This is a genomic window from Oceaniglobus indicus (genome assembly GCF_002751875.1).
Taxonomy (GTDB): domain Bacteria; phylum Pseudomonadota; class Alphaproteobacteria; order Rhodobacterales; family Rhodobacteraceae; genus Oceaniglobus; species Oceaniglobus indicus.
Genome location: NZ_NMZM01000004.1, coordinates 20,260 through 43,941 on the forward strand (window position 1 = coordinate 20,260; position 23,682 = coordinate 43,941).

26 protein-coding genes, 1 tRNA gene, 2 pseudogenes and 1 riboswitch are annotated in these 23,682 nt (G+C 64.6%); of the genes and pseudogenes, 14 read left to right on the plus strand and 15 right to left on the minus strand.

The annotated features are described in order from the left end of the window. Positions 1-3: 3 nt before the first annotated feature. A complete protein-coding gene (locus CFP68_RS07150; protein ID WP_338152802.1) occupies positions 4-723 on the minus strand; it encodes a M48 family metallopeptidase in 720 nt (239 codons plus the stop codon). Between the two features lie 124 nt (positions 724-847). Here CFP68_RS07150 and CFP68_RS07155 point away from each other — a divergent pair, with 124 nt between their 5' ends. From CFP68_RS07155 to CFP68_RS07165, 3 genes are all read left to right on the plus strand, one after another. Beyond that, the gene (locus tag CFP68_RS07155; RefSeq protein WP_099826243.1) at positions 848-1,168 is read left to right on the plus strand and encodes a TIGR02300 family protein; all 321 of its coding nucleotides are present in this window, start codon (positions 848-850) and stop codon (positions 1,166-1,168) included. A gap of 155 nt (positions 1,169-1,323) precedes the next feature. Then, a tRNA-Ala gene (locus tag CFP68_RS07160) sits at positions 1,324-1,399 on the plus strand. Between the two features lie 168 nt (positions 1,400-1,567). Continuing rightward, positions 1,568-1,870, plus strand: coding sequence for an AAA family ATPase (locus CFP68_RS07165; protein ID WP_099826244.1), 303 nt, complete (start codon positions 1,568-1,570; stop codon positions 1,868-1,870). A 29-nt stretch (positions 1,871-1,899) separates the two neighbouring features. Here CFP68_RS07165 and CFP68_RS18635 read toward each other — a convergent pair. Further along, a pseudogene (locus tag CFP68_RS18635) lies at positions 1,900-1,962 on the minus strand (hypothetical protein); the annotation flags it as partial. Here CFP68_RS18635 and CFP68_RS18420 point away from each other — a divergent pair. Next, positions 1,959-2,482: pseudogene (locus tag CFP68_RS18420) on the plus strand (integrase core domain-containing protein); the annotation flags it as partial. The pseudogenes CFP68_RS18635 and CFP68_RS18420 overlap by 4 nt on opposite strands. 124 nt (positions 2,483-2,606) lie before the next feature. Here the strand turns inward: CFP68_RS18420 and CFP68_RS07180 are convergent. Genes CFP68_RS07180 through CFP68_RS07190 form a run of 3 tightly spaced genes read right to left on the minus strand, consistent with a single transcriptional unit; the run spans position 2,607 to position 3,998 of the window. After that, a complete protein-coding gene (locus CFP68_RS07180) occupies positions 2,607-3,092 on the minus strand; it encodes an Hsp20/alpha crystallin family protein (RefSeq protein ID WP_099826247.1) in 486 nt (161 codons plus the stop codon). A gap of 37 nt (positions 3,093-3,129) precedes the next feature. Beyond that, entirely contained in the window at positions 3,130-3,531 is a 402-nt protein-coding gene (locus tag CFP68_RS07185) for an Hsp20/alpha crystallin family protein (RefSeq protein WP_099826248.1), read from the minus strand. Between the two features lie 26 nt (positions 3,532-3,557). Next, entirely contained in the window at positions 3,558-3,998 is a 441-nt protein-coding gene (locus CFP68_RS07190; RefSeq protein ID WP_099826249.1) for an Hsp20/alpha crystallin family protein, read from the minus strand. Between the two features lie 336 nt (positions 3,999-4,334). On the opposite strand from CFP68_RS07190, the gene ftsH reads away from it, so the two are divergent. The 3 genes from ftsH (at position 4,335) to CFP68_RS07205 (ending at position 8,562) form a co-directional block, all read left to right on the plus strand. Further along, the gene (ftsH, locus tag CFP68_RS07195; protein ID WP_099826250.1) at positions 4,335-6,164 is read left to right on the plus strand and encodes an ATP-dependent zinc metalloprotease FtsH; all 1,830 of its coding nucleotides are present in this window, start codon (positions 4,335-4,337) and stop codon (positions 6,162-6,164) included. Positions 6,165-6,388: 224 nt separating this feature from the next. Continuing rightward, the gene (locus CFP68_RS07200) at positions 6,389-8,188 is read left to right on the plus strand and encodes an NAD(P)/FAD-dependent oxidoreductase (RefSeq protein WP_099826251.1); all 1,800 of its coding nucleotides are present in this window, start codon (positions 6,389-6,391) and stop codon (positions 8,186-8,188) included. 41 nt (positions 8,189-8,229) lie between these two features. Beyond that, positions 8,230-8,562 (plus strand): carboxymuconolactone decarboxylase family protein, encoded by a 333-nt coding sequence (locus CFP68_RS07205; protein WP_099826252.1) that lies wholly within the window; start codon positions 8,230-8,232, stop codon positions 8,560-8,562. A gap of 41 nt (positions 8,563-8,603) precedes the next feature. Here the strand turns inward: CFP68_RS07205 and CFP68_RS07210 are convergent, their stop codons facing one another. Next, complete coding sequence (locus tag CFP68_RS07210) at positions 8,604-9,569, minus strand: KpsF/GutQ family sugar-phosphate isomerase (protein WP_193825215.1); 966 nt, start codon at positions 9,567-9,569, stop codon at positions 8,604-8,606. Positions 9,570-9,710: 141 nt separating this feature from the next. Between CFP68_RS07210 and ltnD the strand changes: the two genes are divergently transcribed. The 5 genes from ltnD (at position 9,711) to CFP68_RS07235 (ending at position 14,138) form a co-directional block, all read left to right on the plus strand. Further along, a complete protein-coding gene (gene ltnD, locus CFP68_RS07215) occupies positions 9,711-10,613 on the plus strand; it encodes an L-threonate dehydrogenase (protein ID WP_099826254.1) in 903 nt (300 codons plus the stop codon). After that, entirely contained in the window at positions 10,613-11,863 is a 1,251-nt protein-coding gene (gene otnK, locus CFP68_RS07220; protein ID WP_099826550.1) for a 3-oxo-tetronate kinase, read from the plus strand. The genes ltnD and otnK overlap by 1 nt, the downstream gene beginning before the upstream one ends. Further along, positions 11,860-12,507 (plus strand): 3-oxo-tetronate 4-phosphate decarboxylase, encoded by a 648-nt coding sequence (otnC, locus tag CFP68_RS07225; RefSeq protein ID WP_099826255.1) that lies wholly within the window; start codon positions 11,860-11,862, stop codon positions 12,505-12,507. Before otnK ends, otnC begins: the two co-directional genes overlap by 4 nt. Further along, positions 12,504-13,268, plus strand: coding sequence for a hydroxypyruvate isomerase family protein (locus CFP68_RS07230; protein ID WP_099826256.1), 765 nt, complete (start codon positions 12,504-12,506; stop codon positions 13,266-13,268). The genes otnC and CFP68_RS07230 overlap by 4 nt, the downstream gene beginning before the upstream one ends. Positions 13,269-13,394: 126 nt before the next feature. Then, positions 13,395-14,138: a sulfite exporter TauE/SafE family protein gene (locus CFP68_RS07235; RefSeq protein ID WP_099826257.1), complete on the plus strand. Its 744-nt coding sequence runs from the start codon at positions 13,395-13,397 to the stop codon at positions 14,136-14,138. 34 nt (positions 14,139-14,172) lie between these two features. Here CFP68_RS07235 and CFP68_RS07240 read toward each other — a convergent pair whose 3' ends face one another. The 3 genes from CFP68_RS07240 to CFP68_RS07250 are packed head-to-tail and all read right to left on the minus strand — an operon-like array spanning position 14,173 to position 16,639. Further along, positions 14,173-15,144 (minus strand): threonine ammonia-lyase, encoded by a 972-nt coding sequence (locus tag CFP68_RS07240; protein WP_099826258.1) that lies wholly within the window; start codon positions 15,142-15,144, stop codon positions 14,173-14,175. Continuing rightward, complete coding sequence (locus CFP68_RS07245) at positions 15,141-15,959, minus strand: alpha/beta fold hydrolase (protein ID WP_193825216.1); 819 nt, start codon at positions 15,957-15,959, stop codon at positions 15,141-15,143. Before CFP68_RS07245 ends, CFP68_RS07240 begins: the two co-directional genes overlap by 4 nt. After that, positions 15,959-16,639: a haloacid dehalogenase type II gene (locus CFP68_RS07250; protein ID WP_099826259.1), complete on the minus strand. Its 681-nt coding sequence runs from the start codon at positions 16,637-16,639 to the stop codon at positions 15,959-15,961. The genes CFP68_RS07245 and CFP68_RS07250 overlap by 1 nt, the downstream gene beginning before the upstream one ends. Positions 16,640-16,846: 207 nt before the next feature. On the opposite strand from CFP68_RS07250, the gene CFP68_RS07255 reads away from it, so the two are divergent. Next, complete coding sequence (locus tag CFP68_RS07255; protein WP_099826552.1) at positions 16,847-17,275, plus strand: FKBP-type peptidyl-prolyl cis-trans isomerase; 429 nt, start codon at positions 16,847-16,849, stop codon at positions 17,273-17,275. Between the two features lie 56 nt (positions 17,276-17,331). On the opposite strand, the gene CFP68_RS07260 is transcribed toward CFP68_RS07255, so the two are convergent. Genes CFP68_RS07260 through fabA form a run of 4 tightly spaced genes read right to left on the minus strand, consistent with a single transcriptional unit; the run spans position 17,332 to position 20,924 of the window. Beyond that, complete coding sequence (locus CFP68_RS07260) at positions 17,332-18,345, minus strand: serine hydrolase domain-containing protein (protein WP_099826260.1); 1,014 nt, start codon at positions 18,343-18,345, stop codon at positions 17,332-17,334. Beyond that, on the minus strand, positions 18,345-19,133 hold the full coding sequence (locus CFP68_RS07265) for an enoyl-ACP reductase FabI (protein WP_099826261.1): 789 nt from the start codon (positions 19,131-19,133) through the stop codon (positions 18,345-18,347). The genes CFP68_RS07260 and CFP68_RS07265 overlap by 1 nt, the downstream gene beginning before the upstream one ends. A 9-nt stretch (positions 19,134-19,142) precedes the next feature. Further along, positions 19,143-20,372: a beta-ketoacyl-ACP synthase I gene (gene fabB, locus CFP68_RS07270; protein ID WP_099826262.1), complete on the minus strand. Its 1,230-nt coding sequence runs from the start codon at positions 20,370-20,372 to the stop codon at positions 19,143-19,145. Between the two features lie 39 nt (positions 20,373-20,411). Continuing rightward, on the minus strand, positions 20,412-20,924 hold the full coding sequence (gene fabA, locus CFP68_RS07275; RefSeq protein WP_099826263.1) for a bifunctional 3-hydroxydecanoyl-ACP dehydratase/trans-2-decenoyl-ACP isomerase: 513 nt from the start codon (positions 20,922-20,924) through the stop codon (positions 20,412-20,414). Positions 20,925-21,076: 152 nt separating this feature from the next. Between fabA and irr the strand changes: the two genes are divergently transcribed. Beyond that, positions 21,077-21,493, plus strand: coding sequence for a Fur family transcriptional regulator Irr (irr, locus tag CFP68_RS07280; protein WP_099826553.1), 417 nt, complete (start codon positions 21,077-21,079; stop codon positions 21,491-21,493). A gap of 90 nt (positions 21,494-21,583) precedes the next feature. On the opposite strand, the gene trmB is transcribed toward irr, so the two are convergent. Further along, positions 21,584-22,297, minus strand: coding sequence for a tRNA (guanine(46)-N(7))-methyltransferase TrmB (gene trmB, locus CFP68_RS07285; protein ID WP_099826264.1), 714 nt, complete (start codon positions 22,295-22,297; stop codon positions 21,584-21,586). Between the two features lie 136 nt (positions 22,298-22,433). Beyond that, positions 22,434-23,615, minus strand: a complete 1,182-nt coding sequence (gene metK / locus CFP68_RS07290) for a methionine adenosyltransferase (protein WP_099826265.1) — start codon at positions 23,613-23,615, stop codon at positions 22,434-22,436. A gap of 6 nt (positions 23,616-23,621) precedes the next feature. Next, a riboswitch (SAM-SAH riboswitch) is annotated at positions 23,622-23,672 on the minus strand. Positions 23,673-23,682 lie beyond the last annotated feature (10 nt).

Genomic DNA, 23,682 nt, shown 5'->3' on the forward strand with positions numbered 1-23,682 from the left:
CGTTCATGCCCGGAACCGCCAGCGATGCAGGCCCGCGCCGTTGATTTTCAGCCAGCCGCGCGGCCGGTCATAGGTCGGCATCAGTTGCGCGACCACGGCCCAGAACGCGGCCGAGTGATCCATCCGCACGCGGTGCGCGATTTCATGCGCCGCGACATAGTCCAGCACATCGGGCGGGGCCAGGATCAACCGCCAAGAATACATCAGATCCCCCTGCGACGAACATGACCCCCAGCGCGAGCGGGTGTCGCGCAGGGTCAGGCGGCCATACCCGACCCCCAGCGTCGCGGCATGGCGATCCGATGCCGCCGCCAGCCGGTCGCGCGCCACCTGCCTCAGATAGCCTTCGACACGCGCACCGGTTTGCCCGCCGGCAGGCACGTGCAGCACCGCATCGCCCAGCCGAACGCCCCGTCCGCCGTCCGCTTCGATCCGCCGCTCGCGCCCGTCGATGGGCAAAACGGTGCCGGGGCCCACCGTCACCGATACAGGCTGTCCGGCCAGCTGGCGGCGGATCCAGTCTTCCTTCTGGCGCACGAACCCCATGGCTTCGGCCACCGGCACGCGCGGCGGCAGGGTCAGCGTCACCCGACCGTCCAGCCCCGACACCCGCAGCGAGATCCGCCGCGCGCGCGTCGATTTGCGCAACGTGATGCCGATCGGCGGCGTGCCGGGCAGAACCGCCTCTTGCATCTGTTCGTCTCCGGTGGTTGCGCGCGTCACGATATACCTTGCACGTCGCATCGGGCCAGTGCAATCGCACGCGTGGCGGGCTTTGACACGCGCGCCGCGCTGTGGCATGTCGCAGCGATTCAGACGCAGATCCATCACCAGGAAAGGGTATTCCATGCCCAAGGAAGAATGGGGCACCAAGCGGGTGTGCCCGACAACCGGCAAGCGGTTCTACGACCTCGGGAAAGATCCCGTGATCAGCCCCTACACCGGCGAGGTCGTGGTCCTGGACACCGGCAAGGGGTCACGCACCATGCTGGCCGACAAGGCCGACAAGGAATCGGCCAAGAAGGACGTCAACGAAGACGAGGATGTCGTTCTGGACGATGACGACGACAGCAAGGACAACAGCCTTGGTGACGACGTTCTGGAAGACGACGATGACGATGACGTGTCGCTGGACGACATCGCGGATGTCGCATCGGACGACGACTGACCCGGCGTTCCGGCCATTTCCGGCCGGTGCGTCGCCGCGCGAACGGGGTGCGGCAGGGGGCGCGAAAAACAGTGACGACGGCGTCGCTTTTTCGCTTGAACTGCCCCGCCGCATCCCATAAACCGCGCCTGTAACCGTCGCAAGGCGGTCACAACGGGGCCTTAGCTCAGCTGGGAGAGCGCCTGCATGGCATGCAGGAGGTCAGCGGTTCGATCCCGCTAGGCTCCACCAATTCCTTCGTGAAAAGCACCGGTTGGGATTGTTTTTGTCGACAGGGAGTTTTCTCTGCCACATCGACGGGTGCTGGTTTCCCTGAAAAAATCCATGCTGCCTTGATCCACGCCTTTCGGCGTATTGATTGCTTCGCAGCCCTTCTCCTGTCAAACCCGAGGATGGCCGATGGGCGGCCGTTTCTGCGTCGTGACGGGCGGTCCGGGTGCGGGCACGACAAGCCTGATCACCGAGATTGCCCGCTGCGGCTTCCACACAATTCCCGAATCCGGACGCGCGATCATCCGCGAGGAGCTTCTGAGCGGCCGAGACGCGCTCCCTTGGGCGAAACCCATGATCTGCGCCGAACGGATGCTGGAGCGGGACCTGTGCGCCTATGGCGCCGCACAGATGTATCGACCCAGCGGAATCGGCTCAGGGGAGGCCGCTGATCTGAATGTGTCGGCAGGCGTGCGCATGGCAAGCTTTTGATAAGAGCGGCGGTTGTTATAATGGGCCACCCAGTCATCGATGACTTGCAGCGCGTGTTGGATGCTTTCGAAGCGGTGGTGATGGGACTTCAGGCAGCAACCGCATCTATCGGCTCATGGCGAAGAAGGGCTGGCGGTGCGCAAACTGCGCGCCACGCGCAATGCCGCGGGAGCCCGGGCACCGATCCTGGTCGAGGTCCGGGCCAATGCCCGGTGTTCGCTGGATTTCGTGCAAGACCCGCGTGCCTGTGGTTGACGGTTCCGTATCCTGAACGTGACCGACCATGCCGCCCGGGAAAGCCTCGGGGTGCTTCCGCACAGGTCGATCTCGGGCAGAAGGGTGGCGTGGGAACTGACAGCTCTGATCGCGCGCCGCGGAACGCCCTGCATGATTGTCAGCGACAACGGCACCGAAGTGGCAAGCAACGCGATCTCAACCGTCGCTACTGAAGCCTAGATCGAATGGCATTACATCGCGCCGGGCAAACCGATGCAGAACGACTTCGTGGAAGGTTTCAGCGGGCGGGCGCGCGATGAGCGTCTGAACGAGACCACGTTCCGGAACATGGCCCACGTCGGGGCTGTGATCCGGGCATGGGCCGCCGACTTCGACGAAATGCACGCGGGCGCCTGGCGATCAGACACCAGAAGCATTTGTGAAACACCTCACCAACGCAACCCATCGGCGTTCGCGCTCTTCAGCAGCGGTGTGGGCGGGCCTTGCGGCCCGCACCCGGTCAGGCGGATTTTACGTCGATCCTTTTGACACGCGCCTTGGCCTCTTCGGTTTTCGGCAGCGTAACCGTCAGCACGCCGCGCTTGAATTCGGCCTCGGCTTTTTCGGGGTCCACGCCCGGCGGCACCGGGATCATCCGGTGGAAACTGCGCCGCGACTGTGCGGAGAAGCCGTCCTTGTCGGTCTTTTCCGCACGCTCGCCGCGGATCGTCAGCATGTCGTCGGTGACGTTCACCTCGATATCCTTGTCATCGAGGCCCGGCAGATCGACCGAGACCAGCATCGCCGCGTCGGTTTCAGAGACGTCGGTGTGCGGGCCGCCCGCCGTCAGGCTTCCGGCGAACGGGTTGTCGAAACGCCCCCAGAAATCCTCGAATACGCTGTTCAGGTCGCGCTGCAGGGATATGAGGGGATTGTCGTCGTTCCCTCTGCGCTCGCTCACCCGGTTGCGGTCCCGAGCCCAAGGAATGAGATCACTGAATGCCATTGTCGTTTCCTCCTTTCTACGCGCGGGCCATGGCCGCTCATGCGGCCTTGACCTTGATCTGTTTCGGCTTGGCGGCCTCGCTCTTTTTCAGGGTCAGCGTCAGCACGCCATCGCGGTGCACGGCGTCGATCGCACCTGCGTCGATCGTATCGGGCAGGCTGAACGCGCGCTCGAACGTGCCCGGCGCGTATTCGGCGTAGATGCGCCGATATCCTTCGGGGGCGGGTGCGTTGAACGTGCCGCGCACAGTGAGCGCGCGGTTCTCGAGCGAGACATCGACACTGTCGGGGGTGACACCCGGCATGTCGATGACCACCGTCACCATGTCGCCCTTCTCGAATATGTCCGTTGCGGGGCGGAAGATCGGGCCGCTGTCGCGGGTGTTCTCGCTGTCGGTCCTGGCCACATCACCGCCGGTTCTTGTAACTTCGTTTGTCATTGCCTCTGCTCCTCTTTGCAGCTGGGTCAGATTGCCTTGACCTTGATCTTGCGGGGCCGTTCGGCGTCGGGTCGGCCCATCTCGATCTCGAGGATGCCATTCTTCGCCCGCGCCTCGACCTTGTCGGGATCGACGCGCAGCGGCAGACGGATGCTGCGCGAAAATTCGCCAAGGGGGCGCTCGCGGCGGTGCCAGGCGGCATCCTTGTCGTCGGTCGTGGCTTTGCGTGTGCCTGCGATGATCAGGGTGTTCTCGCGCACCGTCAGGTCGATATCGTCCTGCGCGACGCCCGGCATTTCGGCGGTGACGACCACGCTGTCATCGCCCAGCCACATGTTGACGGGCGGCCAGTTGCCGGTCCGGGCGTCGCGCGCACCGGTATCGAACATGCGGTTCATCTGCGATTGCAGTTGCCGCAACTCGGCGAAGGGGTCCCACTGGGCGGGGGACAATCCATGACTCAACATCGTTTCCTCCTCTTGTGGTCACAACATCGGGCATCCGCATCGGGGCGGCCGAGCGGTCTTCGTGCGGGATGTCGCGAAGGGAGGGGGTCGGAGACGACCCGGCACGAAGACGCATGGCGGCCACGTGTGTCGAGACGCAAGGTCGCAAACCGTACCTTGCGGTCGATGACGGGGAGAACGCGTTGCACCATGCACCCGCATTCGATCGCACCAGCATCTTCGGGGACCCTTGCAGCGGCATCCCGCATACAACCAGCTGGGAATGGTTGAAAATCTTGTCAAGAGGGTAGTTATGATTTTATTGTGAGAACGTGAAACGGCACGGCGGGGGCGGCGATGGACAAGAAGGCACAGATCAATTTCTGGTATGTCCTGCTGGCGGTCTTCGGCATCGTGCTGCTGCGCGATCTCTGGGTGGAAAGCCAGACGATCGAGGCGATCCCCTACAGCCAGTTCGAGACCTATCTCGACAACGGCGAGATTGCCGAGATCTTGGTGGGCACCGACACGATCCGCGGCACCTTCAAGGAGGCGCAGGATGGCAAGACGGGTTTCGTGACCACGACGGTGCCGCCGGACATGGCGGCGCGGCTGGAGGGGCGCGACGTCACCTTCACCGGCGCTGTCGAGAATACATGGTTCACGACCCTTTTGTCCTGGGTGCTTCCGGCGCTGATCTTCGTCGGCATCTGGGTCTTCTTCATCCGCAAGTTCACCGAAAGACAGGGGATGGGCGGGTTCATGTCCATCGGCAAGAGCCGCGCCAAAGTCTATGTCGAAAGCGACACCAAGGTCAGTTTCGATGACGTGGCCGGCGTCGACGAGGCCAAGCAGGAACTGGAGGAGATCGTCGAGTTCCTGAAAGATCCCGACGGCTATGGCGGTCTTGGCGCGCGGATGCCCAAGGGTGTGCTGCTGGTCGGACCGCCCGGTACCGGCAAGACGCTGCTGGCGCGTGCCGTGGCGGGCGAGGCGGGTGTGCCGTTCTATTCGATTTCCGGTTCGGAATTCGTGGAAATGTTCGTGGGTGTTGGCGCGGCCCGCGTGCGTGATTTGTTCGAACAGGCCCGCAAGTCCGCACCCGCCATCATCTTTGTCGATGAACTGGATGCACTTGGCCGCTCGCGCAGCGCAGGCCAGCAACCCGGTGGCCATGACGAACGCGAACAGACGCTGAACCAGCTGCTGACCGAACTGGACGGGTTCGATCCCTCGGAAGGCGTGGTGCTGCTGGCCGCGACCAACCGCCCCGAAATCCTCGACCCTGCGCTGTTGCGCGCGGGCCGCTTCGACCGGCACGTTCTGGTGGATCGCCCCGACCGGGTCGGGCGGGTGCAGATCCTCAACGTTCATGCGAAGAAGATCAAGATGGCCGACAACGTCGACCCCGACCAGATCGCGGCGCTGACCACCGGATTTTCCGGTGCCGATCTGGCAAACTTGGTCAACGAGGCGGCGCTGATGGCCACACGGCGGCGCGCCGACAAGGTCGAGATGAAGGATTTCACACAGGCGGTCGAGCGCATCGTCGCCGGGCTGGAGAAGAAGAACCGCCGCCTGAACGAACGCGAACGCGAGATCGTCGCGCATCACGAGATGGGCCATGCCATCGTCGGCATGGCGCTGCCCGGCGTGGACGAGGTGCACAAGGTCTCGATCATCCCGCGCGGGATCGGCGCGCTTGGCTATACGATCCAACGGCCCACCGAGGACCGTTACCTGATGACCCGCAAAGAGCTTGAGAACAAGATCGCGGTGTTGCTGGGCGGGCGTGCGGCAGAAAAGATCATCTATGGCCATCTGTCCACCGGCGCCTCCGACGATCTGGCGCGCGCCACCGATATCGCCCGCTCGATGGTGGCGCGGTATGGCATGGACGACGATCTTGGCCATGTCAGCTATGACAGCGAGCGCCCGAATTTCCTGGGCACCACGGACGAGGGGTCGTGGCTGACACGGCGTTACAGCGATGCCGCCGCCGAGCGGATGGACCACGCGGTAAAGGGCGTGATCGACAGCATTTTCGAGCGCACCATGACATTGCTCGATGAAAACCGTGCGCTGTTGGAAAAATCCGCCGCCGACCTGTTGGAGCGTGAAACGCTGGAGGATGCCGATCTGAAGCGCATCGCCGCCGAAGTCGTGCGACCCGCCGAAGCGGCCTGAGCAGCGGTGCGTCACCGATGCGCCGCTTTACCGCCAAGGCAAAGTGGCATCGCGTAATCCCAATGCATTCGGTGGGTGGGCTTCGTGCCTCGTGCCCCCCACGACCGGCCCCCCGTCGTGTTGATGCCGATCTTGACTTGTCCGACCGATTGCCTGTCCCATCCCCGGGGCGCCCGGCGATCACGCGACCGGGCTGCGACATCGATCCTGAGGAGGAGGAAAAGATGGGTGAGGTTGATCAATCTGCGACAACGCAGGCAGAACGCTGGGTGACATCCTTCGCGGATGCGCTGGAGCGGGGTGATGTCGCGGCGGTGACGGCGTTGTTCGGAGACGAGTGTTACTGGCGCGATCTTGTGACGTTCACCTGGAACATCGCCACCTTCGAAGGCCGCGATGCGATTGCCGACATGTTGCGCGACACCCTGAACGCCACCGCGCCCACCGACTGGAACGTCAGCGAGGCGGAAACCGACGCGGACGGCACGGTATCGGCGTGGCTGACGTTTCAGACCGCCACGGCCCGCGGCGAGGGCCATGTGCGGTTGCGCGACGGGCGTGCGCGAACGCTTCTGACGGCGATGAGCGAATTGAAGGACCACGAGGAGCGGCGCGGCCCCCGGCGCCCCAAGGGCGTCAGCCACGGCGTTCACGCGGGGCGCAAGACGTGGTCGGAAACCCGCGAGGCGGAAGCCCGCGACCTGGGATACCGGACCCAGCCCTATGTGGTGATCATCGGTGGCGGGCAGGGTGGGCTGGCCCTGGGCGCCCGGTTGCGCCAGATGGATGTTCCGACGATCATCATCGAGAAGAACGCCCGCGCCGGCGACAGTTGGCGCAATCGCTATCGTTCGCTCTGCCTGCATGATCCGGTCTGGTATGACCACATGCCTTACCTGCCGTTCCCCGACAACTGGCCGGTCTTCACCCCCAAGGACAAGATCGGCGATTGGCTGGAAATGTATGCCAAGGTCATGGAGCTGAACCTCTGGACCTCGACCGAGGCGCTGGGCGCCAGTTACGACGACGCATCGGGCGAATGGACCCTGCGCGTGCGCCGGGACGGCGAAGAGGTGACGTTGAACCCGCGCCATCTGGTGCTGGCCACCGGGCTTTCGGGGATGCCCAACATTCCCGATTTTCCGGGGCGCGCGCGTTTCAGGGGCACGCAGATCCATTCCAGCGCCCACAAGGGCGGCACCGGTTGGGAGGGGAAGAAGGCGGTCGTCATCGGATCGAACAATTCGGCCCACGACATTTGCGCCGAACTCTGGGAACACGGCGCGGATGTCACGATGGTTCAGCGGTCTTCGACCCTTGTAATCCGCAGCGAAACCCTGGTCGATCTGGCCATGAAGGATCTTTACAGCGAAGAGGCGCTGGCCGCCGGAATCACGACCGACAGGGCGGACATGACATTTGCGTCGCTTCCCTATGCGCTGACGGCCGGGGCGCAGACGCCGATCTATGACAAGGCGAAAGAGCGCGACGCCGACTTCTACAAGCGGCTGGATGCGGCGGGGTTCAAGCTGGATTTCGGCGAGGACGACTCGGGTCTGCTGCTCAAGTATCTGCGGCGCGGGTCGGGGTATTACATCGACGTCGGCGCCTCGGAACTGGTCGCCGAGGGCAAGATCAAGGTCCGCCAGGGGCAGGTGTCCGAGCTGACGGAAACCGGCGTGAAGCTTGAGGACGGCACCGAACTGCCCGCCGACCTGGTCGTTTACGCCACGGGATACGGCCCGATGAACGGCTGGGCCGCGCAACTGATCAGCCAGGAGGTCGCCGACAAGGTCGGCAAGTGCTGGGGCCTCGGATCAGGGACCACAAAGGATCCGGGGCCATGGGAGGGCGAGCTGCGCAACATGTGGAAGCCCACCGCACAGGACGGCTTGTGGTTTCACGGCGGCAACCTGCACCAGTCGCGTCATTATTCCCACTACCTTGCGCTGCAACTGAAGGCGCGGATGGAGGGGATCGATACGCCGGTGACGGGCCGCCAGCCGGTGCACCACCTGGCGTGACCCGGGCAAATTCGACATGGACGAGAAAGGATGATCCCTTCATGAGCACACCGAAGGAACAACTGAACGCCGCCAAGCTGCGCATGGGGAGTTTCGCAAAGGCGACCCCCGACATGATGACCGCCTTCTCGAAGGTGTCCCGGGTCGCCACCCAGGCGGGCGCCTTTGACACCGGCCAGCGCGAATTGATCGCGGTGGCCCTGTCGGTGGCGAAGGGGTGTGACGATTGCATCCTCTATCATGTCGATGCGGCCAAGCGTCAGGGCGCCAGCCGTGACGCGCTGATCGAAGTGCTGGAAATCGCGGTGGAAATGGGCGGCGGCCCGGCGGTCATGTATGCCGGTCGCGCCCTGAACGCCTGGAATGAACTTTAGGGCGAACGACCCTGCCGCGCCGAATTGTCGGCGCGGTCGGATCATGCGGCGCCGATGCGCAACAGGTCGTGGATGTGCAGGATCCCCAGGGGCTTGCGATCTTCGCCCACCACCAGCAGCACGGAAATCTTGCGCGCGTTCAGAATGGCCAGCGCCTCGGCCGCCAGGGTGGCTGGGCCGATGGTGACGGGGTCTTTCGTTGCGACCTCGCCGGCCGAGCGGTTCATCAGGTCGGCCATGTTCCGGCGCAGATCGCCATCGGTCACGATCCCGGCCAGGGTGCCATCGGCGGCCACAACGGCCGCGATGCCGAACCCCTTTGACGTCATCTCGATCAGGGTGTCGCCCATGGCCATCCCGGGCGCCACCAGCGGCAGATCGGCGGGCCCGTGCATCAGCCGGTCGACCCGCGTCATCTGTGCGCCCAGCTTGCCGCCGGGGTGAAAGTCGTGGAACCGGTCGGCGGCAAAGCCCCGCGCCTCCATCAGGGAAATCGCCAACGCGTCGCCAAGGGCCAGGGCCATGGTGGTCGATGTCGTGGGCGCCATGCCGATGGGGCAGGCTTCGGGCGCGTCGGGCAGCAACAGGCACAGATCGGCGGCCAGCATCAGGGTGCTGTTCGCACGCCCCGACACCGCGATCAGCGGGATCGAAAAGCGCCGCGTGAAGGTGATGATATCGCCCAGTTCCGATGTCTCGCCCGAGTTCGAGATCAGCAGGCAGGCATCGTCGGGGTCGATCATGCCCAGATCGCCGTGGCTGGCCTCGGACGGATGGACGAACATCGCGGGCGTGCCGGTCGAGGCCAGGGTCGCCGCGATCTTGCGCGCGACATGTCCCGATTTGCCGATCCCCGACACGATCACCCGCCCGGTCAGCTTGATGATCCGCGCGACGACACGCTCGAAATCGGGCGGCAGGTCGTCGGCCAGGCGGTTCAGCGCCGCGGCCTCGGTGTGCAGGACACGGGCGGCGATGGTGCGGGCGTCGGGGTTGGGCAGGGGCATCGGCATACTCTGGACGGTTCGGGTCCGACAGCGTCTAGCCGGTCTTTCCCGGCGATCAAAGCGCGGAATGACTTGCCCTTTCGCGCTGTCTGGGGTGGTATGGGCATCGGACCAATCAGCACACCAAACAGGAGAGAGCGCATGACAGACAGCAGATCGGTGGCGGTCTTCGGCCTGGGTTCCATGGGGTACGGAATGGCGCAATCGGTGTTGCGCGCCGGACACCGGACGCACGGCTTCGATATCGCGCCGGCGCAGGTCGAACGCTTCCAGGCCGAAGGCGGTGAACCCGGTGCGCTGGACGATATCGCCGGCGCTCTGGACGCGGTCGTCGTGGTCGTGCTGAACGCGGCGCAAACCGAAGAGGTGCTGTTCGGCGATTCGGGCATCGTGGCGCAGCTGAAACCCGGTGCCGTCGTCATGGCCTGCGCCACCGTTCCGCCCGATTTTGCCCGCGCCATGGCGGCGCGCTGCGCCGAAACCGGTGTTCTGTATCTGGATGCGCCGATCTCGGGCGGCTCGGCCAAGGCCGCGTCGGGGGATTTGTCGATCATGGCGTCGGGAACGCCCGAGACCTTTGCCGCCGCGCGCCCGGTGCTGGATGCCTGCGCCGCCACCGTGTTCGAACTGGGCGACGAGGCGGGCGCGGGATCGGCCATGAAGGCGGTGAACCAGCTTCTGGCGGGGGTCCACATCGCCGCCATGGCCGAGGCGCTGACCTTCGGCATGACCCAGGGCGTCACACCCGAGAAATTCCTCGAGGTGATCCCGAAATGCGCGGGGACCTCGTGGATGCTGGAAAACCGCGCGCCCCATATTGCATCGGGCGATTACACCCCTCATTCGTCGGTCGATATCTGGCCCAAGGATCTGGGCATCGTCTTGGATATCGCCAAGGGGGCGAAATTCGGTGCGCCCGTGACCGCCGCCGCGCTGCAACAGTTCCTTGCGGCATCCGGGTCCGGATTGGGGCGCGAGGATGACGCCGCTGTCGCGAAAGTTTACGCCCGCAATGCCGGGATCACGCTGCCGGGAGGGAAATGATGCTGTTGGGTTGTATTGGCGATGATTTCACCGGCTCGTCCGACCTGGCCAACACGCTGGCCAAGCAGGGCATGAAGGTGGTGCAATACACCGGCGTGCCGTCCGGACCCGCCGATGATGATGTGGAAGCGGGGGTCGTCGCGCTGAAATCGCGGTCGATCGACCCGAAAGAAGCGGTGCGCCTGTCGCTGGAAGCGCTGGAATGGTTGCAGGCCCAGGGGTGCGAGCAGTTCTTCTTCAAGTATTGCTCGACCTTCGATTCCACCGCCGAAGGCAACATCGGTCCGGTGGCCGAGGCACTGGCCGAACGTCTGGATGCGCACAAGGTCATCGTCTGCCCGGCTTTTCCCGGCACCGGGCGGTCGATCTATCAGGGGCATCTGTTCGTCAAGGACAAGCTGCTGAGCGAATCCGGCATGGAAAACCATCCCCTGACCCCAATGACCGACCCCGACATCCGCCGCTGGCTGGCGCCCCAGACGTCGCTGGCGGTGGGCCACGTCAGCGCTGAATCGGTGTTCGCGGGGGCCGATGCCATCCGCGCCGCGATGGAGGCCGAAGACAACGCAGGCAAGCGCCTGCTGGTGGTGGATGCCCTGCGCGACGCCGATCTGATGGAAATCGGCGCAGCGGCCGATGGCCTGTCGCTGATCACCGGAGGCTCGGGCGTGGCGCTGGGCCTGCCGGCCAATTTCGAACGCCGCGGCAAGATAGGCGGGGCAGGGGCGGCATGGACACCGCAGCCCGGCCGCTGCATCGCGCTGTCGGGGTCGTGTTCCAACGCGACGCGGGCCCAGGTGAAAAAGCACGCCGAGACCAATCCGACGTTCGAGATCGTCGCCGAAGAAGTCATCAACGGCACCACGACACCCGAGACGGTGGCGCAGTGGCTGACGTCGCAGGACGGCATTCCGCTGGCCTATTCCTCGGCGGATCCGGCTGTCGTCAAGCGGGTGCAGGAACAGTTCGGTCGTGAAAAATCCGCCGAGGCGATCGAGGGGTTGTTCGCGGCCACGGCACAGCTTTGCCGCGCCATGGGCGTGGGTGCGATCCTGACGGCGGGCGGCGAAACCTCGGGCGCCGTGGTCGAGGGGCTGAAGCTGGAACGGCTTGAAATCGGGCCGGAAATCGACCCAGGCGTGCCGGCGTTGCGCGCCGGTCCGGATCTGGTCATCGCCCTGAAATCAGGCAATTTCGGCGGCGAGGATTACTTCGTCAAGGCCGCCGCCATCCTGACGGGCGCGCCATGACGGACACCGCGCTGCGCGAGCAGATCTGCCTGTTGGCGAAATCCATGTTCGATCGCGGGCTGACTGGGGGCAGCACGGGCAACATTTCGGCCCGGACCGACGATGGCGGCTTGCTGGTTTCGCCCACGGGCACCAGTTTCGGCCGGCTCGATCCCGGCCGGTTGTCGCGGTTCGACGCCAAGGGCACATTGATCGACGGCGATCCGCCCACCAAAGAGATGCCGCTGCACGCGGCGTTCTATGACACGCGCAGCACGGCCGGGGCCGTCGTGCATCTGCATTCCTGTCACTCGGTCGCGTGGTCGATGATGCCGGGTGTCGATAAAGACAACTTTCTGCCCCCGATGACGCCCTATGCGATCATGAAGATGGGAAAAGTGAAACTTCTGCCGTTTTTCCGCCCGGGTGATCCGGCCATGGGCGACGCCGTGCGCGGCCTCGCCGGCAAGCGGTCTGCCGTGATGCTGGCCAATCACGGGCCGGTTGTGGCCGGCAAGGATGTCGAAGCCGCGTGCAACGCCATCGAAGAGCTTGAGGATACGGCCCGTCTGGCGATCTTGATGCGCGGGTTCTCTCCGACCATGCTGAGCGATGAACAGGTCACCGATCTGGTGACACATTTTGATGTGGAGTGGGACGATTGACCAAACTATCCGCGAACCTGGGGTTTCTTTGGGCTGACCTGCCCTTGCCCGATGCCATCCGTGCCGCCAAGGCCCATGGGTTCGACGCCGTGGAATGCCATTGGCCCTATGATGTGCCCACGGCCGATGTGATCGCGGCATTGGAAGAAACCGGGCTTTCGATGCTGGGCCTGAACACCAGCCGTGGCGATGTCGCTGGCGGCGAAAACGGACTCTCCGCGCTTCCGCGGCGCGAGAAGGACGCAAGGAAAGCCATTGATCAGGCTGTGGAATATGCAAAAGCCATAGGATGCGGCAAGATCCACGTCATGGCGGGTTTTACCAGCGATCTGTCGGCCCATGCCACGTTCGTCGACAACCTGCGGTATGCGTGCCGGGCGGCGGCCCCCCATGGCATCTCGATCCTGATCGAACCCCTGAACCGGTATGACGCGCCGGGATATTTCCTGAAGACCACTGCCCAGGCGCGCGCCATCATTGAAGAGGTGGACGAGACGAACCTGGCCCTGATGTTCGATTGCTATCATGTGCAACTGACCGAAGGTGACCTGTCGCATCGGCTGGAACAGAACCTGGATATCATCGGCCATATCCAGTTCGCCGGTGTTCCGGCGCGGGGCCGTCCGGACGTGGGCGAGATCAACTTTTCCCATGTGTTCGACCATATCGCGTCGTTGGGCTATACCGCCCCGCTGGGTGCCGAATACAAGCCCGGCGGCCCGACCGAACCCACGCTGGACTGGATGACGTCGCTCTCTTGATCGGGTGGTGACGCAACGCCGAATTGTTGCAAAAGTGCGATTGATATGCGCCATCGGGGGCGCCTGCGAACCAAAAATGATCGATAAGTGCTGCCGTGTGTCGGCTGTCGTGAAGGATTGAAACGGATGGCCGAGCTTGTTCTTTTTTTCGTGGCGGGAATCGTGGGGGGTATCGTGAACGCCGCGGCGGGCGGCGCCAAGCTGTTCGTGTTCCCCATGCTGTTGGCCGCTGGCTTGCCGCCATTGGCCGCCAACGCCACCGGGGCGGTGGCGATGTGGCCGGCCCAGATCGCGGCTGTCTGGGTCAATCGCAAGGGAATGTTCAGCGATCCCCGCGCCTTGGTCCGCCAGATGGCGCCGGCGCTGGTCGGTGCGTTTTTCGGGGCGATCGCCCTGATCTTTTCGTCGGAAAAGGCCTTTCTGGCCGTTATTCCCTTGTTGTTGTTGCTGGCGGTGGGCGCCATTGTCCTTGGCCGCCAGTTGACGGTCCTGATGCAGCGCGCGTTTCCCGGCGGGCGTCTTCAGAAAGCGTCGGACGTGCTGATGTTCGCCGTGGGTTTTTACGGCGGCTATTTCGGTGCGGGCCTTGGTTTCATGCTGATCGCCGTGCTGTCGGTTGCCGGGGGTCTGACCTTGCAGCGGGCCAACGGCATGAAGAACCTGATCGCCTTCTTCATCTATTCCGTCGCCGTTGTCCCGCTGAGCCTGTCGGGACTTGTCGATTGGCGCGCCGCGGGCACCGTGCTGATCGGCGGGCTGATCGGCGGCTTTCTGGGCGGTCACCTGATCCAGTATGTGCCGGAAAAGCCCATGCGATACGGCATTGCCGGGCTGGGGCTGGTGCTGGTGATTTCGTTTCTGTTCACCTGACCTTAATTCTGGCGCGGCAGGCTCGGAAGCGCCGTCAATCCAGAAGCGCCAGCGCTTCGACAAACCGGCCGGTATCGACGTTGCCGCCCGAGGCCACAGCGATCACGTCGGATCCCATGTCGTCGCTGCCCCGAAACAGCGCGGCCGCCAGGGCGACGGCCCCTCCCGGCTCCAGCACGATCCTCAGATGGGCGAAGGCCAGCGCCATGGCGCGCAGCGCCTCATGGTCGGACACAGCCATCCCCGCCCCGCACAGCCGTTGCAGGATCGGAAACGTCAGGTTGCCGGGCTGCGGCGTGATGATTGCGTCACAGATGCTGCCGGTCAGGGCGGGGTTGCGTTCGATGCGCCCGGAGGAAAGTGAGCGGGCGACATCGTCAAAGCCTTCGGGTTCGACCGTGCGGACCGTCATGTCAGGCGCGAGATTCTCCAAGGCTGTGGCAATCCCCGCCGTCAGCCCGCCACCGCCGCAACAGACCAGAACCTGGGCGGCGCCGATACCGATCGCATCCGCTTGCGCGGCGATTTCCAGTCCGACGGTGCCCTGGCCGGCGATGACCTCCGGGTCGTCGAAAGGTTTGATCAAGGTCAGACCGCGCGACGTGGCCAGTTCGGCGCCAATGGCGTCGCGGTCCTCGGTTGCCCGATCGTACAGGATCACCTCGCCGCCCAACGCGCGTGTGTTGGCGATCTTCACCGAGGGCGCATCGGATGGCATGACGATGACCGCCGGCGTGTCCATCAGGCGGGCGGCGCGGGCGACCCCCTGGGCATGGTTTCCCGATGAAAAGGCGATGACGCCGGCGGCGCGCTGCTGCGGCGTCAGGGCCGAAACCGCCGCCCAGCCGCCGCGTGCCTTGAAACTGCCGGTGTGTTGCAGGTTCTCGGCCTTGATCCAGACCCGCCGACCGGCGATTTCGTCCAGGAAAGGCGATGACAGAAGCGGGGTTTCGCGAATGTGGCCGCGGGCGCGGGCGGCGGCGGCGTGAATGCGTTCGATGTTCATAGGCGGCGGGTCCAATCCTGCAATGCGCGCACGGCTTCGGGCTCATCGAGAAACGGGATGTGCCCGCGATCCGGCACCTCGGCGAAGATCATGTCGGGCCGGCGACGGCGCATTTCCTCGGCCGTCTCGCGGCTGAGCAGGTCCGAATTCGCGCCCCGGATCAAGGCCAGCGGCAGGCCCGCCGTCGCGTCGAACAATGGCCACATGTCGGGAATCGGCTGGGGCTGGCCTGTGCGAAAGGCGTTGGCCATGGCGGTGTCATAGTTCAACGCCAACCCCTCGGATGTGGCGATGAAATGCTTGCGTGCCTCTTCGGCCCACCGCTCGTCCGGCACGTTGGCAAAGCCCGACATGCGTTCGCCCATCAGCGCCGCCGCCTCGGCATGCGTGCGCGCCGCGGGGGTGCGCCCGATGTATCCCTGGATCGCTTTCAGGCCCTCGGGATCTATTTCCGGCCCGATGTCGTTCAGGGCGATGCCGAGCAGGCGGTCGTGGTGCGACGCCGCCAGCATCAGGGCCACCAGACCGCCCCGCGACGTGCCCAGAATCCCCGTTCTCCGAAGGCCGAGATGATCCAGCAATTCGACCGTATCGCGTGCTTCGACAGGCAATACATATGTGGCCGGGTCGGTGTGGCCGGATTTTCCGCGCCCGCGGAAATCAAGCCGGATCAACCGGTTGTCCGAGAGGTATGGCGCAACGTAATCGAAATCGGTGCCATTGCGGGTCAACCCGGGCAGGCACAGGATCGGCGTGCCCGCTCCGCTGTCGGTATAATGAAGCGACACGCCGTCGGAGGTCGTGAAACTGGGCATCAGGCGGCAAGCTCCGGAATTTCGGTCAGGTCTTTCAGGATCGTGCCGGGGCGGGCGGACAGCCGGTCGGTCGGCTCGCCTGCGCGGTTGACCCAAACGGTCGCAAATCCGTAGTGCGCCGCCGATGCCACGTCCCAGCCGTTGGAGGATACGAACAGGACATCCGCCGGCACACAGCCGAACCGGGCGCCCACCAGGTCATAGACGCGGCGGTCGGGCTTGAACACGCCCACCGATTCGACTGACAATGTGTCATCCAGCAAATCACCGATCCCGGCCGATGAGACGGCGGCTGCCAGCATGTCGGGCGTGCCGTTGGACAGGATCGCGGTCGTTTTCCCCGCCGCCTTCAATCGGCCCAGCATCTTGGGAACCTCGGGAAAGGCATCGAGTTCGCGGTAAAGCGCCAGAAGCCGGTCGCGCAGGGCGGGATCGGTCAGATCGGCCTGTTCCAGCGCCCAGTCCAGGCCGTCTTGTGTGACCTGCCAGAAATCGCGATGATCGCCGGTGACGGCCCGCAACCAACTGTATTCCAACTGTTTGCGCCGCCACGTGGCCGCCAGATCCTGCCACGTTCCGGCCAGCGCTTCGTATCCAGGTTCGGCGGCTGCGCGCCGGGCCGCGGCGCTGACGTCGAACAGCGTGCCATAGGCGTCGAAGATGCAGGTGGCGATCGTCATCACGCGCTCCGCTTGTTGCTTTTTGCATTTGTGGCACAAGCCGTCAGCGGTGGAAAGGCGGGCCGGTTTGCCCCGGTTTTCGTGGCGCGCACCGGTTTTTTTCGGCGTTTGGGGTTGGGGTTTACATTCGGAACCCCATTTGAAACCCTCACGACCGACTTGGCGGCTCAATTCGGAGCCGCAGCAAAGATCGAAAGGATATATACGATGGCACAGGCCAAAGCAGGCGATACCGTAAAGATGCATTACACCGGCTCGCTCGCGGACGGTTCGGTTTTCGACAGTTCGCAAGGGCGTGACCCGCTGGAGTTTCAGCTGGGGTCCGGTCAGATTATCCCCGGTCTCGATGCAGCCGTTCAGGGCATGGCCGAGGGTGAGGAAAAGACCGTGACCATCCCCGCCAACGACGCTTACGGCGATCACCAGGCCGAGCGTGTCCAGGCGGTTCCGCGCGCCCAGTTCCCCGACCACATCCCGACCGAAGTCGGCACCCAACTGCAGGTTCAGACCCCCGACGGTCAGGCGATGCCGGTTGTCGTGGCCGAGGTCACCGACGAGGAAGTCACCTTGGACGCCAACCATCCGCTGGCCGGCAAGGACTTGACCTTCGCGGTCGAAATTGTCGGGATTTCCTGATTTATTACCGGCATTTTGCGGGATTTGTCCTGTAAAATGTCGGAAATCTGAAAGTTCTATCCGCCCGTCACAGGGCGGGTAACGGGCAGGACGGCCCCTGAAAACAGCGCGTGCAGGGTTTTCAGGTGGCCGTCCACCCGCGCCGGGCGCGTGCTGTCCGAGGTCATGACCACCGTCAGCTGGCGCTGGGGCACGACATAGACCATCTGGCCGCCATACCCTCTGGCATAGTTCACGCGCACGCCGTCAACGTCCCACAGGAACCACGACAACCCGTATTGATGGTTCGGCACGTCCGCCATCGTGCGCGGCTCCCAGCTTTGCGCGATCCAATCGGGAGAAGTCAGGCGTTCGTTCTGCCACATGCCGTCCTGCCGATAGGCCTCGCCATAGCGCATCAGACCCATGGGCGACACGCGCATGTCATTGCCGCCCAGGTAATTGCCCTGCGGATCCTTCGTCCACGGATCAAGGCGCAGGTCCAGCGGGCCGCCGATCCGTTCATTCGCCAGTTGCCACAGATCCATGCCGGCCGCATTGGCCAATGCGGTGCCCAGGATATGGGTGTTGGCCGTCGAATACAGCCGGACCGTGCCCGGATCGGCCTGCATCGGGGCGGCAAACGCCTGATAGATCCAGTGATCGCCAGCGGTCCACGCGCCATAGGTCGATCCGGCAAACGGCGTCAGCCCCGATTGCATGGCCAGCAGGTGTTCGAACGTGATGGTCCGCACCCGCTTGTCCGCGCGCCGCGGGATGGTGCGTTTCAGGAACGGGGCGACGGGCGTGTCGATGCCGTCGATCTCACCACGCTCCACTGCTGCGCCCGCCAAGGTCGAGACCAGCGATTTGGAGACGGATTTGACATTCACCGGCGTGTCCAGCGACGGACCACGAAACGCCTCGGCGGCGTGAACCTCGCCTTTCCAGGCAATGACGATGCTGTGCAGTTGGTTGATGTGACGGGCCAGGGTCAGGGCCGGCGCAAACCCTTCGTCCAGCGCAAGGGCAGGGCGCGCGAACGCCCCCGCCAACAGGCCGAGGGCGTGGCGGCGCGTCAGCCCGCGCATCAGAGGTTTTCGGGCTGCGGCATCCCCAGAACGTGATAGCCACCGTCGACACGGATGATCTCGCCGGTCGTGCAGGCCCCCGCGTCGGACGCCAGATAGACGGCGGTGCCGCCCACCGCCGCTAGGGTGGCGTTGGCGCGCAGTGGGGCGTTCGCCTCGGTCTGGCGGAACGTCTTGCGCGCGCCGCCGATGGCGGCCCCGGCCAGGGTTTTCATCGGGCCGGGCGACACGGCGTTGACCCGGATACCGTCAGGCCCAAGGTCATTCGCCAAATAACGCACCGCCGATTCCAGCGCCGCCTTGGCCACGCCCATCACGTTGTAGAACGGTGTCACCCGGTTCGACCCCTGATAGGTCAGCGTGATCAGCGATCCGCCGTCGGGCATCAGTTCGGACGCGCGCTTGGCCACGTCGATGAAGCTGTAGCACGATATCTGCAACGAATTGGTAAAGTTCGCCCGTGTCGTGTTGGTGAACCGCCCGGTCAGCTCGGCCTTGTCGGAAAACGCGATGGCGTGGACGACGAAATCCAATGTGCCCCATTGCTCCTTGATCCGGGCAAAGGCCGCGTCCATCGATGCGTCGTCCGACACGTCCACATCCAGCAGGAACGACGATCCGACGCTGGCCGCCAGGGGTTCGACACGCTTCCCGAAGGCTTCGCCCTGATAGGAAAACGCCAGTTCCGCCCCCTCGGCCGCCATGGCCGATGCGATGCCCCAGGCGATGGAATTGGCGTTGGCCACCCCCATGATCAGCCCGCGCTTGCCCTTCATCTGCTCGCCCATGTGCGGTTCCTATTCCTTGAATTTCGACAACAGCATCGAGCCGTTGGTGCCCCCGAAACCGAAGCTGTTGGTCATCACGGTGTCCAGCCCCGCATCGTCCACGCGCGCGGTGGCGATCTCGTCCGCCGACAGGGCAGGGTCCAGCGTTTCGACATTGATCGACGGCGCAATGAAATCGTGCTTCAGCATCAGCAGGCAGAAGATGGCTTCAAGGGCGCCGGCCGCCCCCTGTGCATGGCCGGTCATCGACTTGGTCGAGGACACGGGCGGCGTCGATCCCGTGCCGAAGACCCGGCGCACGGCCTCGATCTCGCCCACGTCTCCCACGGGGGTCGATGTGCCGTGGGCATTGATATAGCCGACGCGGCGCCCTTCGGGCAGGGTTTCCAGCGCCAGCCGCATGGCCCGTTCGCCGCCTTCGCCCGAAGGCGCCACCATGTCGTGCCCGTCCGATGTCGCGGCATAGCCCGTGACTTCGGCATAGATCGTCGCACCGCGGGCGCGCGCATGTTCCAGTTCCTCAAGCACGACGATGCCGCCGCCGCCTGAGATTACGAACCCGTCGCGGTTGGCGTCGAAGGCGCGCGATGCCTTTTCGGGCGTGTCGTTGAACTTGGACGACATCGCGCCCATGGCGTCGAACAGGCACGACAGCGTCCAGTCCAGCTCCTCGCCGCCGCCGGCGAACATCACGTCCTGCTTGCCCAGCATGATCTGTTCGGCCGCGTTGCCGATGCAATGCAGCGATGTCGAACAGGCCGAGGTGATGGAATAGTTGATGCCCTTGATCTTGAATGCCGTCGAAAGATTGGCCGAAATCGTCGAGGACATGCATTTGGGCACCGCAAAGGGGCCGATGCGCTTGGTCGCCTCGGTTTTCAGCACCGTCTGGTGTGCCGCGAACATGGCCGAGGTCGACGGCCCGCCGGACCCCGCCACCAGCCCGGTGCGCGGGTTGACGATGTCCGACTCCGCAAGCCCCGCGTCGGCGATGGCCTGTTGCATGGCGATATGGGCATAGGCGGCACCCGGCCCCATGAAGCGCAGCGCGCGCTTGTCGATATGCTCGGCCGGATCGATCTTCAGCGTTCCGGCAACACGTGAGCGAAAGCCGTGTTCGGCCATCTCCGGCGATGCCTCGATCCCCGAGCGGCCCGCCTTCAGCGACGCCAGAACCTCGTCCGCGTTGTTTCCGATGGACGACACGATGCCCAGTCCGGTGACGACGACACGTCTCATGGGCGAACCTCCGGTTTGACACGTCTCATGGCGTTCCTCTCAGCTGCTGGCGGTGGCAAGACCGACCTTCATGTCCTTGACGGCATAGATCTCTTCCCCGTCGGCGACAACCCGGCCGTCGGCCACACCCATCTTCAGGCGCCGGTCGATGACGCGGGTGAAATCGACGTAATAGGTCAGCATCTTGCGGTCCGGCTTGACCATGCCGGTCAGCTTCACCTCGCCCACGCCCAGGGCCATCCCCTGGCCCTGCCAGCCGCGCCAGCCCAGATTGAAACCGGTCAGTTGCCACAGGCCATCCAGGCCCAGACAGCCGGGCATGATCGGGTTGCCGGGAAAGTGGCATTCAAAGAACCAGAGGTCGGGGTGGATGTCGAACTCGGCCACGACATGGCCCTTGCCGTGGGCGCCGCCATCGGCCGAAATGTCGGTGATCCGGTCCATCATCAGCATCGGCGGCAGGGGCAGTTGTGCGTTGCCGGGGCCGAAAAGCTCGCCACGGGCGCATTTCAGCAGGTCGTCCTTGTCGAAACGTGTCGGATAGTCGGCCATCGGGCGTGCCCCTCTCTGGTCGTGGCAATATGGTGGTTGCCTTTACCATTCACGCCACGCGTCCCGCAACACCCCAAAGGTGCGAACGGATTGCAATTGAAAATCGCCCTCGCCGCGCTTTATAAGAAGGTATGGAACAGGCTGAGACGGAAATGACGGATATCGCGCTGGAACGGGGGGCTCAATGGCTGTCCGGGTCCGAGTTGCGGCCGACCAAGCAACGCGTGTCGCTGGCGGCGCTGCTGGTGGGCGACGGCGAAAACCGCCATGTGACGGCCGAAAGCCTGTATGCCGCGTCGCGCCACGCCGGCGAAACGGTATCGCTTGCCACGGTTTACAACACGTTGCGCGCGTTCTGCGATGCCGGGTTGATGCAGGAAGTGACCGTTGACGGAACCAAGTCGTATTTCGACACCCGGATGGACGATCATCCGCATTTTTATTGGGAAGACAGCGCCCGCCTGACCGATGCGCCCGCCGACCAGCTTGAGATTTCGAGCCTGCCCAAGGCACCCGACGGCACCGAAATCGCCAAGGTCGACGTCGTGATCCGGTTGCGCCGCACTTGATCCCGGACCACAGGCGCGGATTGCCGCGCCCGCCGTCAGGGCAGTCCTGTGCCCCGCGCACAAAGCGGAACCGGCGATACACCGATCCGTCTATCGGCGCTTGAACACCAGGTAATGGGGGCGCCTGTTCTCGCGCAGGGCCTTCTGCTCATATCGCGTCGACAGCCAGCCGTCCCAGGGTTCGCGCCAATCCCGTGCGCCTTGCGCCAGCCACTGAAACCCGTGGCGCGGCACCTCCTCCAGCGTCTGGCGGACATAGTCGGGAATATCGGTGGCGACATGGAACAACGCCCCGGGCGCCATGACCCGGGCGAGGGGCGCCAGGTGCTCGGGGGTGACGAAGCGCCGGCGATGGTGGCGCGCCTTCGGCCAGGGATCGGGATACAGCAGATATGCCCGCGTGATCGACGCGTCGGGCATGACGTCGAACAGATCCCGCACGTCACCTGGATGAACGGCGATGTTGTCGGTTCCGGCGGCGCGGATCTTGCCCAGCAGCATCGCCACGCCGTTGATGAACGGCTCGCAGCCGATGATCCCGGTGTCGGGGTTGCGGGCGGCCAGATGCACCAGATGCTCGCCGCCGCCGAAGCCGATTTCCAGCCACAAAGGCCGCCCGCCCAGGATCGCGCCCGGCTCCAGCGGGGTGCGTTCAGGGTTCACGTCCCAGCCCACCGGCCCCGGTGAGAGGGCGGCCAGATCCTCGTCCAGATAGGCCTTCTGGCTGTCGCGCAGGGTCTTGCCCTTGAAGCGGCCATAGAAATTGCGCCACGGGGCGCCCGAAGGATGTCGTCTTTCAGTCATGCCCGCCTGATGCCGTCACGGCGTGCCAAGGTCAATGCGGCCGATGCGGTAATCCGCCCGGCCCCCCTTCTTACCGACCGAAATACTCCCGCGCGGAGCGCTCCCGCACCCTCGGCGGGTGCCGGAGCGTCCGGGATCAGAGCGCGGCCTTCAGCGCATCCACCAGGTCCGTGCGTTCCCAGCTGAATCCGCCGTCCCCATCGGGCGCGCGGCCGAAATGGCCATAGGCGGCGGTGCGGGCATAGATCGGACGGTTCAGCTTCAGATGCTCGCGGATGCCGCGGGGGGTCAGATCGATGATCTTCGGAATTGCGGCCTCGATCGCTTCGGGATCGACCCGTCCTGTGCCGAAGGTATCGGCATAGATCGACAGCGGCCGGGCGACGCCGATGGCATAGGACAGCTGGATCGTGCACTTTTCGGCCAGTCCGGCCGCGACCACGTTCTTGGCCAGATACCGCGCCACATAGGCGGCCGAGCGGTCGACCTTGGTGGGATCCTTGCCGGAAAACGCACCACCGCCGTGGGGGGCTGCGCCGCCATAGGTGTCGACGATGATCTTGCGTCCGGTCAGGCCCGCGTCGCCGTCGGGTCCGCCGATGACGAAGACACCGGTCGGATTGACGTGCCAGACGGTGTCATCGTCGATCCAGCCATCGGGCAGAACCTCGCGGATATAGGGCTCGACGATGGCGCGGATATCGGCGCTGGTCTGGGTCTCGAAGGCGTGCTGGGTCGACAGCACGATGGAACTGACGCCCACCGGCTTGCCATCCTCATAGCGGACTGACAACTGCGACTTGGCGTCGGGGCGCAGGGTGGGTTCGGTGCCGTCCTTCCTGACCTCGGCCAGCCGTTTCAGGATGGCATGGGAATACAGCAGCGGCGCGGGCATCAGTTCGGGCGTCTCGTCGGTGGCAAAGCCGAACATGATTCCCTGGTCGCCGGCGCCTTCGTCCTTGCCCTCGCGGGCATTGACACCTTGGGCGATATGGGCGGACTGGGAATGCAGAAGGTTGGTGATCTCGCAGGTGGCGTGGTGGAACTTGTCCTGCTCGTATCCGATGTCCTTGATGCAGGCGCGGGTGATGTCCTCGATGTTGCCCATCACCTCTTTCAGGCGGGACTTGTCGTTCAATCCGACCTCGCCGCCGATGACGACGCGGTTGGTCGTCGCAAACGTCTCACAGGCGACGCGCGCCTCGGATTCCTCGCTCAGCAACGCGTCCAGCACGGCGTCTGAGATCCGGTCACAGACCTTGTCGGGATGCCCTTCGGAAACGGATTCCGAGGTGAAGGTATAGCTCTTGCGTGTCATGGGGCGTGCTCCGTTGAAAAATCACCCGGTCGCGTCAGGAAGCCGTTGCGGCGGGCATGAGCGGAGC